The following is a 22,568-nucleotide window of genomic DNA, read 5'->3' on the forward strand; positions in this document are numbered from 1 at the left end:
AGTTCGTCCCCGACGATCCTTGACCCAGTTACGCCCAGATGTAGGATTGTCGACAATCTAACAATTGGATTGTTCAGAAGGGTGGTCGAACTCATGGGCACAGGCAGCGCCGACAACACCTGCGCACTCACCGCACTGGAGCTGACCGAGGCGTACCGGAACGGAAGCCTCTCCCCCGTCGAGGCCACCGAGGATGTGCTCGCCGCCATCGACCGTGTCGACGTCGACCTCAACTCCTTCTGCATCGTCGACCATGACGGCGCGCGCACCGCCGCCCGAAGAGCCGAGCAGCGATACCGGGACGGCGCCGCGGTCGGACCTCTCGACGGCGTGCCCACCTCGATCAAGGACGTGTTCCTCACGGCGGGCCATCCCACGCACCGCGGATCGCGGGTGATGGCGGAAGCCGACGACGGGTCCGCTCCCACAGTCGACGCGCCGGTCACCGCCGCGACCCTCGAAGCCGGTTGCGTCGTCGTCGGCAAGACGACCACCCCCGAGTTCGCGTGGAAGGGCGTCACCGACTCGCTGCTCGTCGGCATCACCCGCAACCCGTATGACCCGAGCCGCACCCCGGGCGGTTCGAGCGGCGGCTCGGCCGCCGCCGTCGCCGCCGGACTGGGGCCGCTGTCCACCGGTACCGACGCCGGCGGATCGGTGCGCATCCCGGCTTCGTTCACCGGGACAGTCGCACTCAAGCCGACCTACGGCGTGGTCCCGATGTTTCCGTCGAGCCCGTTCGGAACGCTCGCCCACGCCGGGCCGATGACGCGAACCGTCACCGACACCGCCGCATTCATGGACGCGCTGATCCGCCCGGACTCGCGCGACTGGTCCGTGGTGCCGCCGTCCGCCACGTCGCCGGAACCGGGCGGCTACCTGGCGGCCGCCCTCGACGGCGCACGCGATGTCGAGCGGCCCCTTCGAGGCCTTCGGGTCGCTTACAGCCCGAATCTCGGGTTCGGCACCAACGACGCGGACGTGGAGCGCGAGGTCGCGGCGGCGGTCCGCACCCTCGAAGATCTCGGGGCGGCCGTCGATGAGATCGAGCTCGGGCTCAGCGACCCGGTCGACGCATTCCACGTCCTCTGGTTCGCCGGCGCGGCGGCCGTCGTGAAGCCGCTCGGCGAGGGCGCCATCGACCGCATCGACCCGAGCCTGCGGGACGCCCTCTCCCGCTACCACCACTTCACCGCGCAGGACTACCTCGACGCGGTGGCCGAGCGGATGTCGCTCGGCGTCCGGTTGGGCGAGGTGCACCACACGTACGACGTGCTCGTCACCCCGACGATGCCGATCCCCGCGTTCGCCGTCGGTTCCGACGTCCCGCCCGGTTGGCACAGCCCGGATTGGACCTCGTGGACGCCGTACACCTACATTTTCAACATGACTCAGCAGCCCGCGCTGTCCGTGCCCTGCGGCATGACCGACGCCGGACTCCCCGTCGGCGTGCAGCTCGTCGGCAAACGGTTCGACGACCGCGTGCTGATCCGGGCAGGCGCCGCATTGCAGCCCCGCGTCGCCGACCGAGTGCCGCGCCCCCGGATCCACGCCTGCGCCGGGACGGATCGATGACGGAGACCGATCATCCGGCGAGTTCGCTGGAACCGCTCGTCCAGGAGTCGACACCTGCACTCGTCGCGCGATCGCTGCGGCGGGCGGTCTCCGAGGGCGACTTCCCGCCCGGTTCCCAGCTCGGCGAGGCCGCCCTCGCGAAGCAGCTGGGCGTCAGCCGCGGCCCGGTGCGTGAGGCGATGCAGCGGCTCACTCAGGAGGGGCTTCTGGTCTCGCACCGCAATCGCGGGCTGTTCGTCCCGGACCTCACCGCGGACGCGGTCTCGGACATGTACCTGCTACGGAACACCATCGAACGGGCGGCGGTCGAGCGGATCCTCGAATCGAAGGCCGGCCGGGTGTGTGCCGATCGGCTCGATGCCGTGGTCGACAGGATGTCCGCGCTCGGCGATCGGCCGGAGTCCGCCGAGATGATCGACGCCGACCTCGACTTCCACCGCGAGCTCGTCGAGGCTGCGTGCAGCGAACGACTGTCCCGAGTCCACGAGACGGTCATCGTGGAGACCAGCATGTGCTTGCGCGCCATGCAGTCCACCTACGCGCCCGGCGAGGACCGCGTGTCCGAGCATCGCGAGCTGGCCGACGCGATCCGCGCGGGCGATACCGCTCGTGCGACCGCATCGCTGACCGAGCACATGCGCGACGGGCTGGCCCGGCTGCAGTAACCCCGACCACCGGTCGTCACTTATCGGCGGACCCGCCCTTCCGCGGAATCGCAGCTACCGCACGGGAATCGAGATGTACTTCGACTCGAGGAACTCCTCGATGCCGGTCAGCCCGCCCTCACGACCGAGGCCCGACTGCTTGATGCCACCGAACGGAGCGGCCGGGTTCGAGACCAGACCGGTGTTGAACCCGACCATTCCCGCTTCGAGGCGCTCGGCCATCGTGAATCCGCGGTCCACCGACTCGGTCATCACATAGGAGACGAGCCCGAACTCGGTGTCGTTGGCGAGTTCGACGGCCTCGTCGTCGGTGTCGAACGGTGTCAGCGCCGCGACCGGGCCGAAGATCTCGGTGCTCATCATCTCGGCGTCGGGTGCCACGCCGGTGAGCACGGTGGGCGGATAGAAGTAGCCGTCGCCGGTCGGCCGCTCGCCACCGCACAGGACCTCGGCACCGCGGTTCACCGCATCCCCGACGAGTTGCTCCACTTTCTCCACCGCCTTGCGCTCCACGAGCGGCCCCACATCGGTGCCGTCGGCGGCGCCGTCGCCGACGATCAGTCCCGACATCCGTGCGGTCAGCTTCTCGGAGAACTCGTCCAGCACACTGCGGTGCACCAGGATTCGGTTGGCGGCAGTGCACGCCTCCCCCATGTTGCGCATCTTCGCGGCCATCACGGCGTTGACGGCGACGTCCATATCGGCGTCTTCGCAGACGATGAACGGCGCGTTGCCGCCCAGTTCCATCGACGTGCGCAGCACTCCCCGCGCGCACTGCTCCAGCAGCAGTTTGCCGACGCCGGTGGACCCGGTGAACGAGAGCTTGCGTGCCTTCCCCGAGTCGATCCACGGCTCCACCACCGATCCGGCGGACTTGGTGCACACCACCGACAGCACACCGTCGGGTAGCCCTGCCTCACGAAGGATGTCGACGACGAACATCGACGTGAGCGGTGTCAGGTTGGCGGGCTTGTAGACCATCGTGCAGCCGGCCGCGATCGCCGGACCGATCTTGCGGGAGACCATCGCCATCGGAAAGTTCCACGGGGTGATCAGGATGCACGGGCCCACCGGTTCCTGCGTGACGATGAATCGCGACTTCCCGTCCGGGCTGCGTCGTGCGTCACCGCGGATCCGAACCGCCTCCTCGGCGAACCAGCGGAAGAACTCGGCGCCGTACGCGACCTCGCCGCGCGCCTCCGCGAGCGGCTTGCCCATCTCCGTGGTCATCACGAGCGCGATCTCATCCGCTCGCTCCATGAGTAGTTCGTACGCGCGACGCAGAATCTCCGAGCGTTCGCGGGCGGGGGTCGCCGCCCACTGCTTCTGGTGTGCCGCAGCGGAGTCGATGGCGCGCTGCGCGTCGTCGGGACCGCCGTCGGCGAGGGTGGCGATCGGATGGCCGGTGGCCGGATTCTCCACCTCGAAGGTCTTTCCCGACGCCGCATCCTGCCATCGGCCGTCGATGTGGATTCCGGTGCCGAGTCCGGCGATGATGTCGGCGACGGGACGGGTCATGACGTACCTCCTGGGTTGGGGCGGCTGGCGGATGCGCCATTGCTGCGGTCACTGCTGGGGTCGGGATCGAGTAGTTCGAGCAGGTGCCGACCGCGTCTGGCCGGCCCCTCGGCACCCCGGGTCGTCGCGTCTGCAGCGGCCAGTTGCCGGACGGCCGTCGCGCAGGAGAACCCGTCGGTGAGGACCGGCGCATCAGCGTGCGCGCGCAACGCCGGGGCGAGCGCCTGTTGGGCGACGGCGTCCGCCACACCCTCGTGGCCTGCGGTGAAGCCGAAGTCTCCGGCCACTCCGCAGCACCCGGTCGCCTCGACGACACTGCCGACCCCGAGCGCTGCCAGGACGGCGCGTTGCACGCGATTGCCGAACGTCGCGTATTCGTGGCAATGGGTCTGCACGACGACGCTCGACGGCGCTGTGCCACTCGGCCAGTCAGGAACCGTGCCCTGCGCGGCCATCGATCCGAGGTGCACCGCGACCGACCGGACCCGCGCCGCGACGCGGGCGGCCCGGTCGGCTTCGACCTTGCCGACAGCATCGTCGGTCACCAGCCGCGGGAGCTCCTCACGCAAGGTGGCCGCACAGCTCGGTTCGACGACGATGATCGGCGCGTCCCCACCGAGACCGTCGAGGTACCGCGCGGTGCGCCGCAACGTCTTCCGCGCCGCGTCACGTCTACCGGTGGTGATCTGAGTGAGGCCGCAGCAGTGCCGGGAGCTGCACGTCACCGCGGTGTGCATGCCACCGAGCACCCGTGCGGCTGCGCCCGCCACTTCCGGACGCAATCCGCGCGTGAAGGAGTCGAGAAAGAGCACCGCGTCCACCGGCCCGGTCGATCGTCCGCTGAGGTCGACGTTCTCCGGCACTCGCCGGAGTTCGGAACGCAGGGCCGACGCCGAGGCGAACTCGGGCAGCACCCGGTCTTGAGCGAGACCGCCGAGCCGCGCGCCCACGCGCCCGGCGCGGGTGGCGACCACTCGGTTGAGCAGTCCTGCGACGTAGGGCGTCACGCGAAGCCAGGTCGGAAGCATCCCGAGTGTGTAGTGCACGCGGGGTCTGATCCGCCGCGCGAATCGCTGATGCAGGAATTCCGATTTGTAGGTGGCCATATCGACGCCCGTCGGGCAGTCCGACGAGCACGCCTTGCACGCCAGACACAGGTCGAGTGACTCGCTGACGTCTGGCGCCGACGGCCCGGCGGGTGCCCCGCCCCGCACGAACTCCTGCAGGACGCGCGCCCGTCCGCGAGTCGAGTCCTTCTCGTCACCGGTGGCCCGGTACGACGGGCACATCACTCCGCCGGCATGCGTCCGGCACCGACCGATGCCGATGCACGACTGAACCGGGTGAATCTCGATGTCGGCGAGCGCGAGGTCGGCGTCCATCGGTCGAGTGGCTCGCAGACCACCGGGCGCGAGAATGCCCGCCGGGTCCCAGATCGCCGCGAACCGCTCGAAGGCCGTGAGCATCTCGCTCGAGTACATGATCGGCAGCAGTTCCGAACGTGCACGCCCGTCCCCGTGCTCTCCGGACAGCGATCCGCCGTACTTCACGACCAGGTGCGCCGCATCGGTGCAGAAGGCACGGAGCACGGTGCGGCCGTGCGGGGTGCGCAGATCGAAGTTGATGCGGATGTGCATGCATCCCGCACCGAAGTGCCCGTACATCACACCGGTGAGGCCGTGGGCGTCCAGCAGCTCCCGGAACTCGGCGAGGTAGTCGGCGAGCGACTCGGGCCGCACCGCGGCGTCCTCCCAACCCGGCCAGGTGTAGGTCACCTCACCGGTCTCCGGGTCCACCAGTCGGGAGCTCAGTCCCGCCCCGTCCTCGCGCACCCGCCACAGGTCGGCTCGCTCGGCGCCGTCGTGCACGATCCGCAGGTCAACTGCATGCCCGTCGGCGCGAAGCCCTGCCTCGAGAGCGGCGGCCCGCGCATCGGGCGACCCGTCTGCCTCATCGATCTCGATGAACAGCCAGGCTCTGCCGTCGGGCAGGTCGGCTACCGAGTCGGCACCGCGCCGCTGCCGCATGGTCGCCACGATCACCTCGTCGACCCCCTCGATGGCGGTCGGGCGGTGCGGCAGGAGAAGTGGGACGTCGCGTGCGGCGTCGACGATGTCGGCGTACCCCGCGATGATCATCGATGTCCTGGCCGACTCGGTAACGAGCGACACCGTGACCGCGGTGATCACCGCACAGGTGCCTTCGCTGCCGACGAGCGCGCGTGCGACGTCGAAGCCCTCCTCCGGCAGCAGGTGCTTCAGGTGATAGCCGGACACCTGCCGCGGGATGGTGGCCAGTTCCATCCGGATGGCGGCGAGGTGGTCTGCGGCCAGACCACGTAGTTCGGCCGACAGGTGCTCCGCGCGCGCGGACGCCTCACCGTCGGCGGGATCCGTCGGAACGATCCCGGTGCGCGACGCGGTGATTCGCAACCCGTCGGAGGTCACCAGCCGCAGTTCGACGACGTGATCGGCAGTCCGCCCGTAACGCACGGAGTGGTTTCCGCATGCGTCGTTGCCGACGGCACCGCCGAGACAGGCGCGGGTCTGGCTCGACGGGTCGGGCGCGAATGTCAGCCGCTTGCCGGTCGCCTCATGTACCGCTGCGCGAAGCGCAGTCAGGACGAGCCCGGCTTCGGCGGTTGCCGTCCGCGCACCTTCGTCGATGTCGAGGACGGCGTGCATGTGACGCGAGAGGTCCAGGACCACACCCTCGCCGACCGAGTTCCCCGCCATCGAGGTGCCGCCACCACGCGCCGTCGCCGGCACGCCGAGTCGGTGGCAGACGGACAGCGCCGTGGCGATCTCCTGCTCGGTGCGCGGAAACAGCACGGCGGCTGGAACCACGCGGTAGTTGGACGCGTCGTACGAGTACTCGGCCAACCTGCGTGCCGAATGCTCCGGTTCGAGGCCTTCCGCGCGCAGCGCCTCGATCACCGCGGCGGTACGCGCCGATTGCGGCGCATGCGGATCCGCGGTGGGCAGTGCCATGCCTTCTACCCTTCCACCACACGCTTCACGGCGCGGACGAAACGCTCGGTGCCGGTGGCGACCTCCTCCGCGGTGACGATGAGTGCCGGGATGATTCGGACGATCGACCCGGTGGGTCCGCAGGTGAGGGTGAGTAGATCCTCGTCGATGCACGCCTGCTGGACCGCTGCTGCAAGACGTGCGGCCTCGGCCGAGTCCGGACTCCCCGCGTTCGCGGTGGGGTCACCGAACTCGACCGCTGCCATGAGCCCGGTCCCGCGGATGTCGCAGATCTGCTGCACCTCGCTGAGCCCCGATCGCAAGCCGGCCAGCAACTCGTCACCGCGCACCCGAGAGTTCTCCACCAGTCCTTCCCGCTCGATCACGCCGAGCGTCGCCACACCGGCTGCGGCAGCCACCGCGTTGCCGCCGTAGGTACCGCCCTGCGATCCGGGCCAGGCCTTCGCCATGATCGACTCCGGAGCGGCGATCGCCGAGATCGGGAATCCGGACGCGATGCCCTTCGCGGTGATGATGACGTCGGGCACCAGGCCACCGGTGTGCTGGTGCCCCCAGAACTTTCCGGTGCGGCCGATGCCGGCCTGAACTTCGTCGAGTACCAGCAGGGCGCCGTGCTCGGTAGCGCGCTCACGGAGGCCGGTGAGGTACGCGGGCGGCAGGGCCAGGTAACCGCCGTCGCCGAGGAACGGCTCGATGAGGATCGCCGCCACCTCGTTCGGCTGAACGCGGGTGGCGAGCAGATAGTCGAACTCGGCGAGCGCGTAATCGACGGCCTCTGCTTCGGTCATCTTGAGTCGCAACGCATCCGGGAACGGCGTCGTGGCGACGCCGGCCATCAGCGGTCCGAAGCCCGCCGAGAACTTGGTGCCCGCCGTGGTGAGCGACGCGGCCCCGACGGTGCGTCCGTGGAAGCCCCGCTGCACGGTGACGATGTACTGCCGGCCGGTCGCCATGCGGGCCAGGCGGACCGCGGCCTCGACGGCCTCGGACCCCGAGTTCGCATAGAAGACGGAGTCGATGCCGGCGGGCAGATGGTCACCGAGTTTCTCGGTCAACGCGAGCAACGGTTGGTGCATCACGGTCGTGTACTGCGCGTGGATGATCTTGCCGCACTGCTCCTGCGCGGCAGCGACCACGTCGGGATGGCAATGCCCCGTGCTCGTGACACCGATGCCGGTGGTGAAGTCGAGATAGTCGCGCCCATCGGTGCCGTGAATCCATGCACCGGACGCGTGATCGACCACGACGGGGGTCGCCTGCTTGAGGACCGGGGAAAGGGCTGCGCTACTCATACCGTCGAGTCTGTCCACCGACCTCACGATTGTCAACGGTAGTATTGTCGACAATCGTACGAAGTAGTCGGACGATAGTGTGAAGCCATGTCAGACCACCGCCCCGTCGTCGTGCTGCTGACCGCCGACGGCCTCGAACCGCCCGCCGACCTGGACGCGATCAGGGAACTCGCCGACGTCCGCACCGCCACCGCAGCGACTCTCCCCGACGCGATCGCGGGTGCCGACGTTCTGTTCGTGTGGGACATCTTCTCCGACGCACTGGAGGCCGCGTGGGACCGCGCCGACTCACTGCGGTGGGTGCACGTCGCCGCCGCGGGCGTCGACGCGATCCTCTTCGACGGACTCCGTTCGTCCGACGTCCTGGTGACCAACGCACGCGGGGTGTTCGACGGCCCGATCGCCGAGTACGTCCTGGCTTGCGTCCTCGCGCACGACAAGCAGCTGCATCAGACCGAGGAGCACCGCAGGCGCGGCGAGTGGGTCCATCGGGAGACGCGTCGCGTCGCCGGCCGCCGCGCCCTCGTCGTCGGTACCGGCGGGATCGGCCGTGCGATCGCGCGGTTGCTGTGCGCCGTCGGCGTCGAGGTACGCGGCGCCGGGCGCAGGCCGCGCGAGAACGACCCCGATTTCGGCACCGTCGTCGATTCGGCCGCGCTCGCCGATCACCTGCCCGAGACCGATCACGTCGTGATGGTCGCGCCGCTCACGGCTGCGACCGAGGGCATGCTGGGGGCAGATGAGCTGGCTGCACTGCCAGACGGCAGTCACGTGATCAACGTGGGACGCGGACCGCTCGTCGACCAGGAGGCGCTGACCTCGGAGATCGCGTCGGGGCGTATCAGAGCCCACCTCGACGTCCTGGTCACCGAACCCCTCCCCGGCGACGACCCGTTGTGGACATTGCCGGGTGCACACATCAGTCCGCACATGTCGGGCGATGTGATCGGCTGGCGGGACGCGCTCTCCGAACAGTTCCTCGATCACCTGCGCGGCTTCGTGGACGGCCGTGAACCCGGCCCGGCGGTCGATAAGGACCGCGGCTACGTATCGGGCGCTTGAACGCTACGTATCGGGCGCTTAGCGGAGGCTCTACCTGCTGTCGGCTTCAACCGCATGGGGCGGGGCGAGTCCCACCTCGAATGCCGCGTCGGCCATCGTGTCGACGAACCGGCGCACCGACTGCCGACCGGCGTCCCGCGCCCGGAACGTGAGCGACAGGTGACGCTCGAACGGGCCGGTGAGGGGAATCAGCTGCACCCCGGGCGGATGCGCTGCCGCCACCAGGTCGGACACCAGGGTCACCCCCAGCCCGGCTGCGACCATGGACAGCGCCGTCGACTGCTCTCCGACGACGTGCCGCACGTCGGGCTCGTAACCGGCACGCCGGCACGCGATCCGTACCGCGCGCCCGAAGTGCGACCGCGAGTCGGCGAGGATCCACGGATCCGGAGCCAACGACTCCAACGCCACCGGCTCGGGGCCGAGGGTCCCGGCCCGCACCGCCACGTACATGTGCTCGACGGCGATCACCTGTCGCTCGAGCGCCGGAGTCCGCGGCATCGAGTAGTTCGAGTAGTCGATGACGAAAGACAGGTCGAGCGAACCGTCGCGTACCGCTTCCGAGCCGGCTTCGGGCGCCAGCTCCACCGACCGCACCACGATCTCGGGAGACCGCTGCGCCAGCATTCGCAGTCCGGTCGGCAGCAGACCTGTCGCCACCGACGCCCACACACCGACGTGCAACGTCGCAGTTCCCCCGTTGCGAAGCGATTCGATCGCATTGCCCGCGTTCTCGACCGCACCGAGGATCGACTCGGCGTGAGTGGCGAGCAGAACACCGGCCTCGGTGAGCACGATCCGCCGACCGTGCCGCTCGAACAGCTTCGAATCGGTCTCCCGCTCCAGCAGCGCCAGCTGCTGCGACACCGCCGACGTCGAGTAGTGGAGGGCATCGGCGACGGCCGTCACCGTGCCACGGTGCGCAAGCTCCCGTAGCAGTTTCAGGCGGTGCAGGGAAACCTCCATGCCCTGAACCCTAATCGGAAAATGTGAACGATGGTCTGCAACTTTCCTACCTGGACCGATCGACCGATACGGGCCGATCATAGAGGTACAGGCACACCGTGGTGCTCTGGCTCTGTTCACCTGTTAGGAGGCGATGGAAATGACACTCACCCCGATCAATCCAGCAGCGACCACGACGAGTGCACAGCTCCCCGTTCCCGCCGCGATCCCGGTCTCCGGACGTCGACGTCCTCCGTACCTTCGCATGGAGTGGGTCGACGAGGTCACCGGCGCCGTCGGCTATCTCGTCGTCGACACCCTCGTTCAGGGAATGGCGACCGGCGGCACCCGCATGCGTGCAGGTTGCACCATCGACGAGGTCGCCGACCTGGCACGCGGAATGTCCAATAAGACAGCCGCTTTCGATCTGCCGATCGGCGGCGCCAAGGGCGGTATCGACTTCGACCCCAAGGATCCGCGTGCACTCGACGTCCTGACTCGCTTCTGCGACGCGATGCGGCCGTACCTCGACAACCACTGGGTGACCGCCGAGGACCTCGGTATCACCCAGGAGCAGATCGACACCGTGTTCGCACGCCTCGGAATGCGGCAGTCGTACCACGCTGCCATCGCCTGCTCGGCAGATCCGGAAGCGACGGCCGAACGCGTGATGGCCGGGCTTCACGCCGAAGCACCCGGCGGTCTCCTCGGCGATGTGATCGGCGGCTACGGAGTGGCTCAGGCCGCACTCGCCGCGGCCCGCGTGCGCGGATTGACGAACGATGCCACCTCGGTCGCCATCCAGGGCGTCGGCACGATGGGCGGCGGTGCTGCCTTCTACCTGCACGAGGCCGGTATGCGCGTGGTGGCACTCGCTGACGCCGTCGGGACACTGCACGACCCGGCGGGCCTCGACGTTCCGGCTCTCCTGAACTCGCGGAACGTCTACGGCGAGATCGACCGTGACTCCGTTCCCGCCGGCGTGCAGCAGCTGCCGCGCGATTCGGTACTGAGCACCCGGTGCGACATCCTTATCCCGGCGGCCGTGTCGTACGCGATCACCAGCGAGAACAGCGCCTACGTGACTGCGCCGATCATCATCGAGGCGGCGAACGCGCCGACCACGGTGGACGCCGAGCTCGACTTGACGGCACGCGGGGTCGCGGTGATCCCGGACTTCATCGCCAACGCCGGCGCTGTCGCGTGGGCCTGGTGGCTGCTCCTCGGCTACGTGGGCGAGGACTACCTCGATTCGTTCGACCGGCTGCGCATGCAGATGGACGCCAAGGTGTCGACTCTCCTGCGCGGGTGGGATCCGGCCTCCGGCCCGATCCGCTGGGCGGCCGACGTCTCCGCCGTGGTCCGCAACCCGGCACCGCTCGTCGTGCCGTGAATCGCAACGACACCCCCTTCGCCGGTTGAGTGAGACGCTGCGGTCTCCCTGGTTGAGCGAGGACGCTTCGATCTTGCTTCGCCGGTTGAGTGAGGACGCTGCTCTTGCTTCGCCGGTCGAGTGAGGACGCTGCTCTTCCTTCGCCGGTTGAGTGAGGACGCTGCTCTTCCTTCGCCGGTTGAGTGAGGACGCTGCTCTTCCTTCGCCGGTTGAGTGAGGACGCTGCGAGCGCAGCGAGCATCGACCCCGAATCGAAACCACCCGCGCACCCATCGGAGCCGCCACGGAATCAGACCAGGATGTCGCGAACGACCCCGTCGGCGAGAAGGCGGCCGCGGTCGGTCAGCACGTAGGCGTCGCGGTCGCGCCGCAGCAGCCTGCCGGCCACGGCCACGTCGGCGCGGGCGCGTTCGGCGTCGTCGAGGATGCCGGCAGGTAGACCCTCGCGCATCCGCAGCCGGAGCATCACGGATTCGGTGTGCGCGTCCTCCGCCGACAGGATCTCCGACCCCGCGACGGGCAGCGTCCCACCAGCCAAGGACGACGAGTACGTCGCCGGATGCTTCTGGTTCCACCAGCGCACCCCGCCCACGTGCGAGTGCGCTCCCGGCCCGATCCCCCACCAGTCGTCGCTGCGCCAGTACGCCTCGTTGTGCCGGCACACCGAATCTGGAAGCGGCAGACCGGATTCCGAATCTGCGGTCGCCCAGTTCGATACCTCGTACCAAGTGAGTCCGGCAGCCGAGAGTCGTGCGTCGAGCATCTCGTACCGCGCGGCCAGCACGTCGTCGTCGGGCATCGGGACCTCACCTCGACGCACCTTCCGCGCGAACGCGGTGCCGTCCTCGACGATGAGCGCGTACGCCGACACATGGTCGATCGGCACCGACAGCACGGCATCGATGGAGGCGGCGAGGTCGTCGTCCGACTCGCCCGGCGTTCCATAGATCAGATCGAGGTTCACATGGTCGAACCCCGCCGCTGACGCCTCGCGCGCCGCGTCGAGAGCACGGCCCGGCGTGTGCTTGCGATCGAGGACCGACAGCACGTGAGTCGCGGCCGACTGCATGCCCAGCGAGATCCGCGTGTACCCCGCCTCCCGCAGTCGGGTGAAGAACTCCGGCGACGTCGACTCGGGATTCGACTCGGTGGTCACCTCGGCGCCGGCTGCCAGGTCGAACGAGTTCCGCACCGCGCCGAGGAGATCCGCGAGCCCATCGCCGCCCAGCAGCGACGGCGTGCCGCCACCGACGAACACCGTCGACACCGGACGCACGGGTGAGAGGAGCGACGCAGCCTGATCCAACTCCCGCCGCACCGCCTCCAGCCATGACTCCGGCGATGACGACGATCCCAGCTCGCCCGCCGTATAGGTGTTGAAGTCGCAGTAGCCGCACCGGGTCGCACAGAACGGCACGTGCAGGTACAGGCCGAACGGCTGGTCCACGTCGACCGACGCGAACGCCGCTAAGGCATCGGAGGAGAGCACCTCGGGTGCGTGTCGCGTCGTCACACCTCAATCATGACTCACACGTGCGTCATGGGTTTAATCTCACAGTGAGGAAAAGTAATCGCAAGTAGACGGCCTGACGTCCGTCGTGGCACTATGGACAGCGTGACTTCCCAAGGAGTGTGGCTCGCCGAACGGCGGCACATCGATCTCAAGCGCGTCAACAGCGCATTCTGTCGGCTCTAGCCGACGGCTCGGCCTTTCGAGAAGTCCTTTACCGGGTCCTCCCTGACCCGTGTCGGACGCCGATCTTCCGTCACCCCCCTGATTCAGCCCATTTCAGTCGTGCTGCGCTGCGCGCGGCACGCTCTCAGGAGATCCAATGACGATCACGTCAACCACGTCGACGGATGCCACCCCGGCCGCCGGCACCCCTGCCCCACCCAAGCGGGCACGCCCCAAGAAGCGTAGATCCGAAGGTCAGTGGGCCCTCGGTTACCGCACACCGCTGAACCCGAACGAGCAGAGCAAGCGCGACGACAACCCGCTGAACGTGCAGCGCCGCATCATCGACATCTACTCGAAGACCGGATTCGACGGCATCGACAAAGCCGACCTGCGTGGCCGTTTCCGTTGGATGGGCCTGTACACCCAACGCGCCGAGGGCTATGACGGCACGTACAGCCACGACGACTACGCAGACGTCATCGAGGCCCCGTACTTCATGATGCGCGTGCGCACCGACGGCGGGCAGCTCAGCATTCCGCAGGTACGCGCGCTCGCCGGCATCTCCCGCGACTTCGCACGCGGTACCGCCGACGTCACCGACCGGCAGAACATCCAGTACCACTGGATCGAGATCGAGAACGTGCCGGAGATCTGGCGCCGGCTCGAGGAGGTCGGGCTGGAGAGCATCGAGGCCTGCGGTGACTGCCCCCGTGGCATGCTCGGGTCCCCGCTCGCCGGCCTCGCGGTCAACGAGGTCCTCGATGCGAGCCCTGCTCTCGCCGAGATCAAACGCCGCTACATCGGCAACCCCGAGTACTCGAACCTGCCGCGCAAGTTCAAGACCGCCATCTCCGGTCTGCAGGACGTGGTCCACGAGATCAACGACGTGTCGTTCGTGGGCGTGAACCATCCCGAGCACGGACCCGGCCTGGATCTGTGGGTCGGCGGCGGCCTGTCCACCAACCCGATGCTCGCGCAGCGGGTGGGCGCCTGGATCCCGCTCGACGAGGTCCCGGACGTGTGGGAAGGCGTCGTCGGCATCTTCCGCGACTACGGCTACCGCCGCCTGCGCTCCAAGGCGCGTCTGAAGTTCCTGATCAAGGACTGGGGGACGGAGAAGTTCCGCCAGGTCCTCGAAGACGAGTACTTGGGCCGAAAGCTGATCGACGGACCGGCGCCGGTGGCACCGAAGCAGCCGATCGACCACGTCGGCGTCACCAAGCAGAAGAACGGCAAGGTCGCGGTCGGGTTCTCCGCCGTGTCGGGCAGGCTCTCGGACACGATCCTCGACGCGGTGGCCGACTCCGCGGAGAAGGTGGGCAGCGACAGCGTCCGCCTCACTCCGTATCAGAAGCTGGTCGTCGTGAACGTGCCGGATGACAAGGTCGCCGAGCTCGACGCCGACCTGTCCGCGGTGGGACTGCAGTCGCGGCCGTCGAACTGGCGCCGCAACCTGATCGCCTGCACCGGCCTCGAGTACTGCAAGCTCTCGTTCACCGAGACTCGCAGCCGCTCCCAGCAATTGGTGCCGGAACTCGAGACGCGCCTGGCCGAGCTCAACGAGGGGCTCGACGTACCGATCACCATCAATTTCAACGGCTGCCCCAACTCGTGCGCCCGCGTGCAGGTCGCCGACATCGGTCTCAAGGGTCAGCTGATCGACGACGGCGAGGGCCACCCCGTCGAAGGGTTCCAGGTGCACCTGGGCGGCAGCCTCGGCGCCGACATCGGGTTCGGCCGGAAGCTGCGTCAGCACAAGATCTACGCGTCCGAGGCCAACGATTACATCGAGCGTCTGGTCCGCAACTTCATCGCCGACCGCAACGACGGCGAGCGCTTCGCCGAATGGGCGACCCGCGCCGACGACGCCCAACTTCAGTAGGAGTCACCATGACCACCACGACCACCGGTGATCCCACCGGGACTAAGGACCTGGACGAGTTGCGGGTGATCGCCGAGGACGGCGCCGCCCGTCTCGGCCCCGACGCCACCGCGGCCGCCCTTCTCCGCTGGACTGCCGAGACCTTCGGCGACGACTTCATCATCGCCGCCAACATGCAGGACGCAGTCCTCATCGACGTCGCGAAGAAGGCCATCGACCCGGAGCTGCTCGGTGGCGCGAAGCTCAAGGCGCTGTTCCTGGATACGGGCTACCACTTCGCGGAGACCATCGGCACCCGCGATGCGGTGACCCACGTGTACGACCTCGACCTGGTCAACGTCACCCCCGAGCAGACGGTGGCACAGCAGGACGAACTCGTCGGGAAGAACCTGTTCGCCGACGACCCGGCCGAATGCTGCCGCCTGCGGAAGGTGGTGCCGCTGCGCGGATCGCTGCGGCCGTACCGCGCCTGGGTGACCGGCATCCGCCGAGTCGAAGCACCCACCCGCGCGAGCGCCCCGCTGATCTCGTTCGACGAGGGGTTCGGTCTGGTGAAGATCAACCCGCTCGCCGCATGGACCGACGAAGAGTTCCAGCAGTACATCGACGACAACGGCGTCCTCGTCAATCCACTCGTGGATGAGGGCTTTCCGTCGATCGGGTGCGAGCCATGCACCATCAAACCGAAGGCCGGAGAAGATCCGCGCAGCGGCCGCTGGGCCGGGCGCACCAAGACAGAATGCGGGTTGCACGCGTCATGACCACTGATACCTCACTCGACACCGATACTTCGCCCGACGCCGCTGCCTCCGTCGACCCCACCGTCGGCACGGAACCGGCCCGGACCGGCGAGTTCACCACTCTGGATGCGCTCGAATCCGAGGCGATCCACATCTTCCGCGAGGTCGCGGGCGAGTTCGAGCGGCCGGTGATCCTCTTCTCCGGCGGTAAGGACTCCACCCTGCTGCTGCATCTGGCGCTGAAGGCCTTCTGGCCCGCGCCGCTGCCGTTCTCGCTGCTGCACGTGGACACCGGCCACAACCTCCCGGAGATCATCGAGTTCCGCGACGAGATCGTGGAGCGCCACAACCTGCGTCTGCACGTCGCCAAGGTCGAGGACTACCTCGACGACGGCCGACTCACCGAGCGTCCCGACGGGATCCGAAACCCGTTGCAGACCATCCCGCTGCTCGACGGCATCACCGAGAACCGCTTCGACGCGGTGTTCGGCGGCGCCCGCCGCGACGAGGAGCGCGCCCGAGCCAAGGAGCGGATCTTCTCGCTGCGCAACGCTTTCGGGCAGTGGGACCCGAAGCGTCAGCGTCCCGAGCTGTGGAACCTGTACAACGGCCGCCACGCGCCGGGCGAGCACGTCCGCGTGTTCCCCCTCAGTAATTGGACCGAACTGGACGTCTGGCGCTACATCGCTCGCGAGCAGGTTCTGCTCGCACCGCTGTACTACGCGCACGAGCGCGAGGTGTACGAGCGCGACGGCATGTGGATGACATCCGGCCCGTGGGGCGGACCGCGCGAGGGCGAGACCGTGGAGACCCGCATGGTGCGATACCGCACCGTCGGCGACGGTTCCACCACCGGTGCCGTCCTGTCGGATGCGACCACCAACGAGGCGGTACTCGCCGAGGTCGCCGCCTCCCGACTCACCGAACGCGGCGCCACCCGCGGCGACGATCGCGTCTCCGAGGCCGCCATGGAAGACCGCAAGCGCGAAGGATACTTCTGATGCCCAGCCCCACGCCCGTCCAGTCATTCCAACCCACGGCAGTCCAGGCTGCCCCCGACCTGCTCCGCATCGCGACCGCCGGCAGCGTCGACGACGGCAAGTCGACCCTCGTCGGCCGGCTCCTGTACGACACCAAATCGGTTCTCGCCGACCAGATCGACGCCGTCACCAAGGCGTCGGTGGACCGCGGCATGGACACCCCCGACCTGTCACTTCTGGTGGACGGCCTGCGTGCCGAACGCGAGCAGGGCATCACGATCGATGTCGCCTACCGCTACTTCGCGACGCCCACTCGGTCGTTCGTCCTCGCCGATACGCCGGGCCACGTGCAGTACACCCGCAACACCGTGTCGGGTGCGTCGACTGCACAGCTGGTGATCCTCCTGGTCGACGCCCGCAACGGCGTGGTCGCGCAGACGCGTCGCCACGCAGCGGTGATGGCGCTCCTCGGCGTCCCGCGCCTGGTGCTCGCCGTCAACAAGATCGACCTCGTCGACGATCCGGCGCAGGTGTTCGCCCAGATCTCGTCGGAGTTCAACGACATCACCCGCTCGCTCGGCTACTCGCCGGACCAGGTGCAGGAGATCCCGGTGTCGGCGCTGCGCGGCGACAACGTGGCGATCAAGTCGGAGCTCACCCCGTACTACGACGGCCCGACGCTCATCGAGCACCTCGAGGCCGTCCCGAACGAGCCGGATGTCACCGACGTCGGACTGCGCTTCCCGGTGCAGTACGTGATCCGTCCTCGTACGTCGGAGTACCCCGACTACCGCGGCTACGCGGGTCTGATCGCCGCCGGGCGCGTCAGTGTCGGTGACGAGGTCGTCGTGCAGCCGTCGGGCGTCCGCACCAGGATCGCCAAGATCGACACCGCGGACGGCGAACTCGAGTCCGCTCACACCGGCCGCAGCATCACTCTGCTTCTGGAAGACGACCTCGACGTATCGCGTGGTGACCTGATCGCATCCGTGGCCGATGCCCCCGAGCCGTCCCAGGAGTTCACGGCCACGGTGTGCTGGCTCGCGGAGAAGGCGCTGCGCCCCGGCGCACGGCTCCTCCTCAAGCACGGCGCCAAGACGACGCAGGTGATCATCGGTTCGCTCGACACCCTCTTCGACGAGCAGGAGCTCGCATTGATCGACGCACCGGAGACGGTGGAGCTCAACCAGATCGGGCGCATCTCACTGATGACAGCCGAGCCGATCGCGGCAGACGATTACCAGGTGGACCGTGAGTCGGGCAGCTTCCTGCTGATCGACCCGCAGGGCGGCAACACTCTCGGCGCCGGCCTCATCGGCGATGCCCTGGCACCGCTGCATCTGCCTGATCCCGCGTCAGCGTGAGCCTGCCCGGCACTCTGGTCCTCGCCGCGCACGGCAGCCGGGATCCGAGGTTCGCATCCACTGCCCGCCGAGTGACCGACGCGGTACGCGTCGCGCTGCCCGGCGTGCGCGTGGAGTTGTCGTACCTCGACTTGAACGAGCCGCTGATCGGCGACGTCCTCGAGACGCTTTCCGGTGAGGCCGTGGTGGTCCCGCTCCTGTTCGGCGACGGTTTCCACGCCAAGATAGATCTACCCGCGCTGATCGCCGACGCAAGCGCTGCCGACCCGGCGCTGCACGTCCGCCAGACGCCGGTGATCGGACGTCACTCCCCCGTGCCCGCATTGGTCGACCGGCTCCGGCAGGCCGGTACCGCCGATGAGGACGGAGTGCTGATGATCGCAGTCGGATCCTCCGACGCCGAATCGGATGCGCAGATCATGGCGCGCGGCGACGAACTCGCCGCCGCGCTCGGACAGCCGGTGCGCACGGTGTTCGCAACCCGCATCGGCCGGGACGGCGCCGTGGTGCGCGAGGCCGTGGAATCGCTCATCGCCGCCGGATCTCCCCGGGTCGCGGTGAGCTCGCTGTTCCTGTCGGCCGGACTGCTCACCGAACGCGTCGAACGGGTCGTCGACTCGATCGACCTCCCCAGCGTCGTCGCGGGGCCGATCGGCGCGCATCGGACCCTGATCGATGCGATCGTGAGCGAGTACTCGGCAGCCTGGGCCGTGCCCACGGGACCGGTGCCCGCACCGGCCTGACTCAGCGGTTCACCTGCCCGACCGAGCAGGTACGGCACACTGGTCGGGACGACGCACGCTGATACCTGTCGCGAACTGATCGGAGACGACGAATGCCACTCGACCCGCAGACTCAGGAATGGCTGACGGCCCTGGAGGAGAAGACCCAGGGTCGCGAGCTCTGCGACCTTCCGGTTGAGCAGGCCCGCGTCGCATTCGACAGACTCGGCGCAAGCTCGGGACTGCCCCCGGTCGAGATCGCCGACATCTCCGACCGCACCGTTCCAGGACCTGCCGGTGAGATTCCCGTCCGCGTCTACACACCGGAGGGCACCGGCCCGTTCCCGGTGCTCGTCTACTTTCCCGGCGGCGGATTCGTCGTCGGCACCCCGGATTCGACGCACGGCCCGTGCACTGTCTGGGCAAAGCAGATCGGTGCGGTCGTGGTCTCGGTGAACTACCGCAAGGGACCCGAGGACCCGTTTCCCGCTGCTGTCGACGACGCGATCGCGGTGACCCGCTGGGTCGCAGGCAACGCGGCCGAGATCGGCGCCGATCCGGCACGTGTCGCAGTCGGAGGCGACAGTGCGGGCGGAAACCTCGCGACCGACGTCGCGATCGATGCACGGGACAACGACGGCCCGTCGCTGGCGGCCCAGGTGCTGATCTACCCGGCGACCGACATCTCCAAGGCGTACCCGTCGTTGCACGAGAACGGCACGGGCTACTTCATCTCGAAGAACCTGCTCCGCTGGTTCGGTGCGAACTACCGGGCCGATCCGCTGGACTGGCGTGCGTCCCCGATGCTTCTCGACGATCTGTCCGGTCTGGCGCCGGCGTTCGTCGTCACCGCCGAGTACGACCCATTGCGCGACCAGGGTGAAGCGTACGCACAGCGCCTGGCGGAGGCGGGCGTCGACGTTCAGGCGCGCCGCTACGACGGTCAGATCCACGCGTTCGTCGCCAACCTCGCAGGCGTCACCGGTCAGGGCAAGACTGCGGTCAACGACATCGGCGAGTATCTCAGCGGCGTACTCGGCACCGACTGAGGTCGCGCCGACCCGCTACTCTCCGTCGAGCTTCGGCACCTTGGTGGCGCGGGCGAAGATCTCCTCGCCGGCCTGCAGGTGCAGGGCGTTCTGGTCGCCGCGGGTGATCTGAGCGAGGAAGTCCTCCCCGGTCGTCGCCGCACGCAACTCCACCCGGGTCTCGAAACCGAGGTTCACCACACGCTCGACGGTCGCTTTCACGACGCCGGTGTCGAGCGTGGTGTCCGGTCCCGCGAACACCATCTCCGGGGTGCGTCCGAGGCGGATGTCATGCGGGCGGACGAGTTCGCCGTTGAGCCGCGACACCGATCCGAGGAACGACGCGACGAAGACGTTGCCCGGGTTGTCGTACAGCTCGTCCGGCGGACCGATCTGCTCGATCCGCCCCTTGTTCAGAACGGCGATGCGGTCGGAGACGTCCAGTGCCTCCTGCTGGTCGTGGGTGACGAGGACCGTCGTCACGTTCACCTCGTCGTGCAGCTTGCGCAGCCAGCGCCGCAGGTCTTCGCGAACCTTGGCGTCGAGGGCACCGAACGGCTCGTCGAGCAGCAGGACCTGCGGGTCGACGGCCAGTGCCCGGGCGAGTGCCATGCGCTGGCGCTGACCGCCCGACAGCTGCGCCGGGTAGCGCTTCTGGAAGACGGTGAGCCCGACGATGTCGAGCAGCTCATCCACCTTCCGGTTCACCTCGTCCTTGGACCGCTTGCGGATCTTGAGGCCGAACGCGATGTTGTCCCGCACCGTCAGATGCTTGAACGCCGCGTAGTGCTGGAACACGAAGCCGATGTCCCGCTTCTGCGGCGACGCCTTCGACACGTCCCTGCCGTTGATCTTCACCGTGCCCGAGTCGAGGGTGTCGAGTCCCGCGATGGCGCGCAGCAGTGTCGACTTTCCCGAACCTGACGGCCCGAGGAGCGAGGTCAGCGACCCTTCCGGGATGTCGATCGACACATCATCGAGGGCCGCGAACTCCCCGTATCGTTTGTTGGCACCGATCACCGAGATGGACATGTCAGTTCTTCTCCTCAGTAGCAGAGCCGCTCGTCTTCGAGCCGGCTTCCGCGTCGACGGTGGTCGCACTCGCCTCCGCGACACGCCCCTGGACGCGTCGCTCGACGATGGTCATGACCACCAGCACCACGATCGCGACCATCATCAGCAGGGTCGCGGCCGCGTATGCGCCGTACTCGTTGTAGTCATCGGTGTAGCGCGAGTGCACCAGCAGGGTGAGCGTCTGCGAAACGCCCGGGAAGTTCGACGACACCATGGTGACGGCGCCGTACTCGCCGAGTGCGCGAGCGATCGTGAGGACCACACCGTAGGTCAGTCCCCAGCGGATCGCCGGAAGTGTGATCCGCCAGAACGTCTGCCAGCCGGTCGCGCCGAGGGTGACGGCGGCCTCCTCCTGCTCGGTGCCGACTTCCTTGAGCACCGGTTCCACCTCTCGCACCACGAACGGCAGCGTGACGAAGATGGTCGCCAGCACCATGCCGGGCAGCCCGAAGATGATCTGGAATCCGGTCGATTCAAGACCGCCGAACCACCCGTCGGCACCCCAGAGCGCGATGAGTGCGACGCCGACGACGACCGGCGACACCGCGAACGGCAGGTCGACCACCGATTGCAGCACTCCCTTGCCCCGGAAGTTGCTGCGCGCCAGCGCGAGCGCCGTGAGGATGCCGAACACCACGTTCAGCGGGACGACGATGACCACGATGATCAACGACAGCTGAAGCGCGGAGATCGCAGCGGGCGTGGTGATCCACTCCCAGAACTGCCCGAGGCCGTGCTCGAAGGAGCGCCAGAAGATCAGGCCGACAGGAACCACCAGCAGCACGGTCAGGTAGACGAGGGCGACGGTGCGCAGACTGATCCGCACCCGATTCGACAGGATCATTCCGAGCCCTCCCGTCGCGTCTGCACTCGCGAGATCACGCGCAGCACGAACAGTGCGACGAAGGCGATGAGCAGCAGCGCCACGGACACCGCCGCGGCGTCCACCGGCTCGTCGATCTCGATCTGCTGCTGGATGTACTGCGAGGCCACCTGGGTCTTTCCGGGGATGTTGCCGCCGATCAGCACGACCGACCCGAACTCGCCGATCGCCCGGGTGAACGCTAAACCCGCACCGGTCAGGATCGAGGGCAGCAGGGCGGGAAGGATGATCTTCATCCAGATGATCCGGTTGCTCGCGCCCAGCACGGCGGCGGCCTCTTCGACGCTCTGGTCGAGCTCCATCAGCACCGGCTGCACCTGCCGTACGACGAACGGAAGCGTCACGAAGGTCAGCGCGATGATCACGGCGGGCTGGGTAGCCGACAGATGGATCCCGACGGGACTGTTCGGCCCGTACAGCGACAGCAGCACGAGGCTCGCGACGATGGTCGGCAGCGCGAACGGGAGGTCGATGATCGCGTTGACGAACCCCTTGCCCGGGAAGTCGTCCCGCACGAGCACCCAGGCGATGATGACGCCGAAGACCACGTTGACGAGCGCCACGACGACTGACACGAGAACGGTGATACCGAGGGTGTCGAGTGCGGCGGGAACGGTGATCGCGTCCCAGAACCCGGCCGGACCGTTCTCGAAGGCCTGCGCCGCGATCGCTGCCAGCGGCAGCAGGACGATGATGCTCAGCCACAGGCCTGCGACACCGACGGTGAGCCCGGTACTCGAGCGCCGCGTACGGCCGCCCGCATCAGTTGCCATCTCG

The 22,568-nt window shown here is 68.1% G+C and carries 18 protein-coding genes; 10 read left to right on the top strand and 8 right to left on the bottom strand.

What is annotated here, in order from left to right; genetic code table 11:
- Window positions 1-93 precede the first annotated feature (93 nt).
- Together FO044_RS09825 and FO044_RS09830 are read left to right on the top strand one after the other, a co-directional pair.
- Complete coding sequence (locus tag FO044_RS09825) at window positions 94-1,575, top strand: amidase (RefSeq protein WP_143965562.1); 1,482 nt, start codon at window positions 94-96, stop codon at window positions 1,573-1,575.
- Window positions 1,572-2,240 (top strand): GntR family transcriptional regulator, encoded by a 669-nt coding sequence (locus FO044_RS09830; RefSeq protein ID WP_143965563.1) that lies wholly within the window; start codon window positions 1,572-1,574, stop codon window positions 2,238-2,240. Before FO044_RS09825 ends, FO044_RS09830 begins: the two co-directional genes overlap by 4 nt.
- A 54-nt stretch (window positions 2,241-2,294) precedes the next feature.
- Here the strand turns inward: FO044_RS09830 and FO044_RS09835 are convergent, their stop codons facing one another.
- From FO044_RS09835 to FO044_RS09845, 3 genes are read right to left on the bottom strand one after another with little or no spacing between them, the layout of a single operon-like run.
- The gene (locus tag FO044_RS09835) at window positions 2,295-3,758 is read right to left on the bottom strand and encodes an NAD-dependent succinate-semialdehyde dehydrogenase (protein WP_143965564.1); all 1,464 of its coding nucleotides are present in this window, start codon (window positions 3,756-3,758) and stop codon (window positions 2,295-2,297) included.
- Complete coding sequence (locus FO044_RS09840) at window positions 3,755-6,748, bottom strand: FAD-binding and (Fe-S)-binding domain-containing protein (RefSeq protein WP_143965565.1); 2,994 nt, start codon at window positions 6,746-6,748, stop codon at window positions 3,755-3,757. Before FO044_RS09840 ends, FO044_RS09835 begins: the two co-directional genes overlap by 4 nt.
- 5 nt (window positions 6,749-6,753) lie before the next feature.
- Window positions 6,754-8,040 (bottom strand): aspartate aminotransferase family protein, encoded by a 1,287-nt coding sequence (locus tag FO044_RS09845; RefSeq protein ID WP_132991711.1) that lies wholly within the window; start codon window positions 8,038-8,040, stop codon window positions 6,754-6,756.
- 87 nt (window positions 8,041-8,127) lie between these two features.
- Here FO044_RS09845 and FO044_RS09850 point away from each other — a divergent pair, with 87 nt between their 5' ends.
- The gene (locus FO044_RS09850; RefSeq protein ID WP_132991712.1) at window positions 8,128-9,102 is read left to right on the top strand and encodes a D-2-hydroxyacid dehydrogenase; all 975 of its coding nucleotides are present in this window, start codon (window positions 8,128-8,130) and stop codon (window positions 9,100-9,102) included.
- Between the two features lie 30 nt (window positions 9,103-9,132).
- On the opposite strand, the gene FO044_RS09855 is transcribed toward FO044_RS09850, so the two are convergent.
- A complete protein-coding gene (locus FO044_RS09855) occupies window positions 9,133-10,068 on the bottom strand; it encodes a LysR family transcriptional regulator (RefSeq protein ID WP_132991713.1) in 936 nt (311 codons plus the stop codon).
- A 139-nt stretch (window positions 10,069-10,207) separates the two neighbouring features.
- Here FO044_RS09855 and FO044_RS09860 point away from each other — a divergent pair, with 139 nt between their 5' ends.
- Window positions 10,208-11,440 (top strand): Glu/Leu/Phe/Val dehydrogenase dimerization domain-containing protein, encoded by a 1,233-nt coding sequence (locus FO044_RS09860; RefSeq protein ID WP_132991714.1) that lies wholly within the window; start codon window positions 10,208-10,210, stop codon window positions 11,438-11,440.
- Between the two features lie 289 nt (window positions 11,441-11,729).
- On the opposite strand, the gene hemW is transcribed toward FO044_RS09860, so the two are convergent.
- Window positions 11,730-12,953, bottom strand: coding sequence for a radical SAM family heme chaperone HemW (gene hemW / locus FO044_RS09865; RefSeq protein WP_143965566.1), 1,224 nt, complete (start codon window positions 12,951-12,953; stop codon window positions 11,730-11,732).
- Window positions 12,954-13,272: 319 nt separating this feature from the next.
- Between hemW and FO044_RS09870 the strand changes: the two genes are divergently transcribed.
- The 6 genes from FO044_RS09870 (at window position 13,273) to FO044_RS09895 (ending at window position 19,855) form a co-directional block, all read left to right on the top strand.
- Window positions 13,273-15,000, top strand: a complete 1,728-nt coding sequence (locus FO044_RS09870; RefSeq protein WP_143965567.1) for a nitrite/sulfite reductase — start codon at window positions 13,273-13,275, stop codon at window positions 14,998-15,000.
- Between the two features lie 8 nt (window positions 15,001-15,008).
- Window positions 15,009-15,761, top strand: coding sequence for a phosphoadenylyl-sulfate reductase (locus tag FO044_RS09875; RefSeq protein WP_143965568.1), 753 nt, complete (start codon window positions 15,009-15,011; stop codon window positions 15,759-15,761).
- On the top strand, window positions 15,740-16,741 hold the full coding sequence (gene cysD / locus FO044_RS09880) for a sulfate adenylyltransferase subunit CysD (RefSeq protein ID WP_186290527.1): 1,002 nt from the start codon (window positions 15,740-15,742) through the stop codon (window positions 16,739-16,741). Before FO044_RS09875 ends, cysD begins: the two co-directional genes overlap by 22 nt.
- Window positions 16,741-18,084 (top strand): sulfate adenylyltransferase subunit 1, encoded by a 1,344-nt coding sequence (locus FO044_RS09885; protein WP_132991718.1) that lies wholly within the window; start codon window positions 16,741-16,743, stop codon window positions 18,082-18,084. The genes cysD and FO044_RS09885 overlap by 1 nt, the downstream gene beginning before the upstream one ends.
- Window positions 18,081-18,827, top strand: coding sequence for a sirohydrochlorin chelatase (locus FO044_RS09890; RefSeq protein WP_342353735.1), 747 nt, complete (start codon window positions 18,081-18,083; stop codon window positions 18,825-18,827). The genes FO044_RS09885 and FO044_RS09890 overlap by 4 nt, the downstream gene beginning before the upstream one ends.
- Before the next feature lie 92 nt (window positions 18,828-18,919).
- The gene (locus tag FO044_RS09895; protein WP_143965569.1) at window positions 18,920-19,855 is read left to right on the top strand and encodes an alpha/beta hydrolase; all 936 of its coding nucleotides are present in this window, start codon (window positions 18,920-18,922) and stop codon (window positions 19,853-19,855) included.
- A gap of 15 nt (window positions 19,856-19,870) precedes the next feature.
- Here FO044_RS09895 and FO044_RS09900 read toward each other — a convergent pair whose 3' ends face one another.
- Genes FO044_RS09900 through cysT form a run of 3 tightly spaced genes read right to left on the bottom strand, consistent with a single transcriptional unit; the run spans window position 19,871 to window position 22,564 of the window.
- Window positions 19,871-20,866 carry a sulfate/molybdate ABC transporter ATP-binding protein gene (locus FO044_RS09900; RefSeq protein ID WP_132991720.1) on the bottom strand — a complete coding sequence of 332 codons (996 nt, stop codon included), beginning with the start codon at window positions 20,864-20,866 and terminating at the stop codon, window positions 19,871-19,873.
- Between the two features lies 1 nt (window position 20,867).
- The gene (gene cysW, locus FO044_RS09905; protein ID WP_132991721.1) at window positions 20,868-21,752 is read right to left on the bottom strand and encodes a sulfate ABC transporter permease subunit CysW; all 885 of its coding nucleotides are present in this window, start codon (window positions 21,750-21,752) and stop codon (window positions 20,868-20,870) included.
- Window positions 21,749-22,564: a sulfate ABC transporter permease subunit CysT gene (gene cysT / locus FO044_RS09910; protein ID WP_132993279.1), complete on the bottom strand. Its 816-nt coding sequence runs from the start codon at window positions 22,562-22,564 to the stop codon at window positions 21,749-21,751. The genes cysW and cysT overlap by 4 nt, the downstream gene beginning before the upstream one ends.
- Between the last annotated feature and the right edge of the window lie 4 nt (window positions 22,565-22,568).

The organism is Gordonia zhaorongruii, from assembly GCF_007559005.1.
Lineage (GTDB): Bacteria > Actinomycetota > Actinomycetes > Mycobacteriales > Mycobacteriaceae > Gordonia > Gordonia zhaorongruii.

Coding starts and splice junctions, on each gene's coding strand:
- FO044_RS09885 (WP_132991718.1), top strand. CDS start 16,741: ATGCCCAGCCCCACGCCCGTCCAGTCATTCCAACCCACGGCAGTCCAG.
- cysW (WP_132991721.1), bottom strand. CDS start 21,752: ATGATCCTGTCGAATCGGGTGCGGATCAGTCTGCGCACCGTCGCCCTC.
- cysT (WP_132993279.1), bottom strand. CDS start 22,564: ATGGCAACTGATGCGGGCGGCCGTACGCGGCGCTCGAGTACCGGGCTC.
- FO044_RS09900 (WP_132991720.1), bottom strand. CDS start 20,866: ATGTCCATCTCGGTGATCGGTGCCAACAAACGATACGGGGAGTTCGCG.
- FO044_RS09850 (WP_132991712.1), top strand. CDS start 8,128: ATGTCAGACCACCGCCCCGTCGTCGTGCTGCTGACCGCCGACGGCCTC.
- FO044_RS09895 (WP_143965569.1), top strand. CDS start 18,920: ATGCCACTCGACCCGCAGACTCAGGAATGGCTGACGGCCCTGGAGGAG.
- FO044_RS09840 (WP_143965565.1), bottom strand. CDS start 6,748: ATGGCACTGCCCACCGCGGATCCGCATGCGCCGCAATCGGCGCGTACC.
- FO044_RS09835 (WP_143965564.1), bottom strand. CDS start 3,758: ATGACCCGTCCCGTCGCCGACATCATCGCCGGACTCGGCACCGGAATC.
- FO044_RS09870 (WP_143965567.1), top strand. CDS start 13,273: ATGACGATCACGTCAACCACGTCGACGGATGCCACCCCGGCCGCCGGC.
- FO044_RS09825 (WP_143965562.1), top strand. CDS start 94: ATGGGCACAGGCAGCGCCGACAACACCTGCGCACTCACCGCACTGGAG.
- FO044_RS09860 (WP_132991714.1), top strand. CDS start 10,208: ATGACACTCACCCCGATCAATCCAGCAGCGACCACGACGAGTGCACAG.
- cysD (WP_186290527.1), top strand. CDS start 15,740: ATGCGGGTTGCACGCGTCATGACCACTGATACCTCACTCGACACCGAT.
- FO044_RS09845 (WP_132991711.1), bottom strand. CDS start 8,040: ATGAGTAGCGCAGCCCTTTCCCCGGTCCTCAAGCAGGCGACCCCCGTC.
- FO044_RS09830 (WP_143965563.1), top strand. CDS start 1,572: ATGACGGAGACCGATCATCCGGCGAGTTCGCTGGAACCGCTCGTCCAG.
- FO044_RS09875 (WP_143965568.1), top strand. CDS start 15,009: ATGACCACCACGACCACCGGTGATCCCACCGGGACTAAGGACCTGGAC.
- FO044_RS09855 (WP_132991713.1), bottom strand. CDS start 10,068: ATGGAGGTTTCCCTGCACCGCCTGAAACTGCTACGGGAGCTTGCGCAC.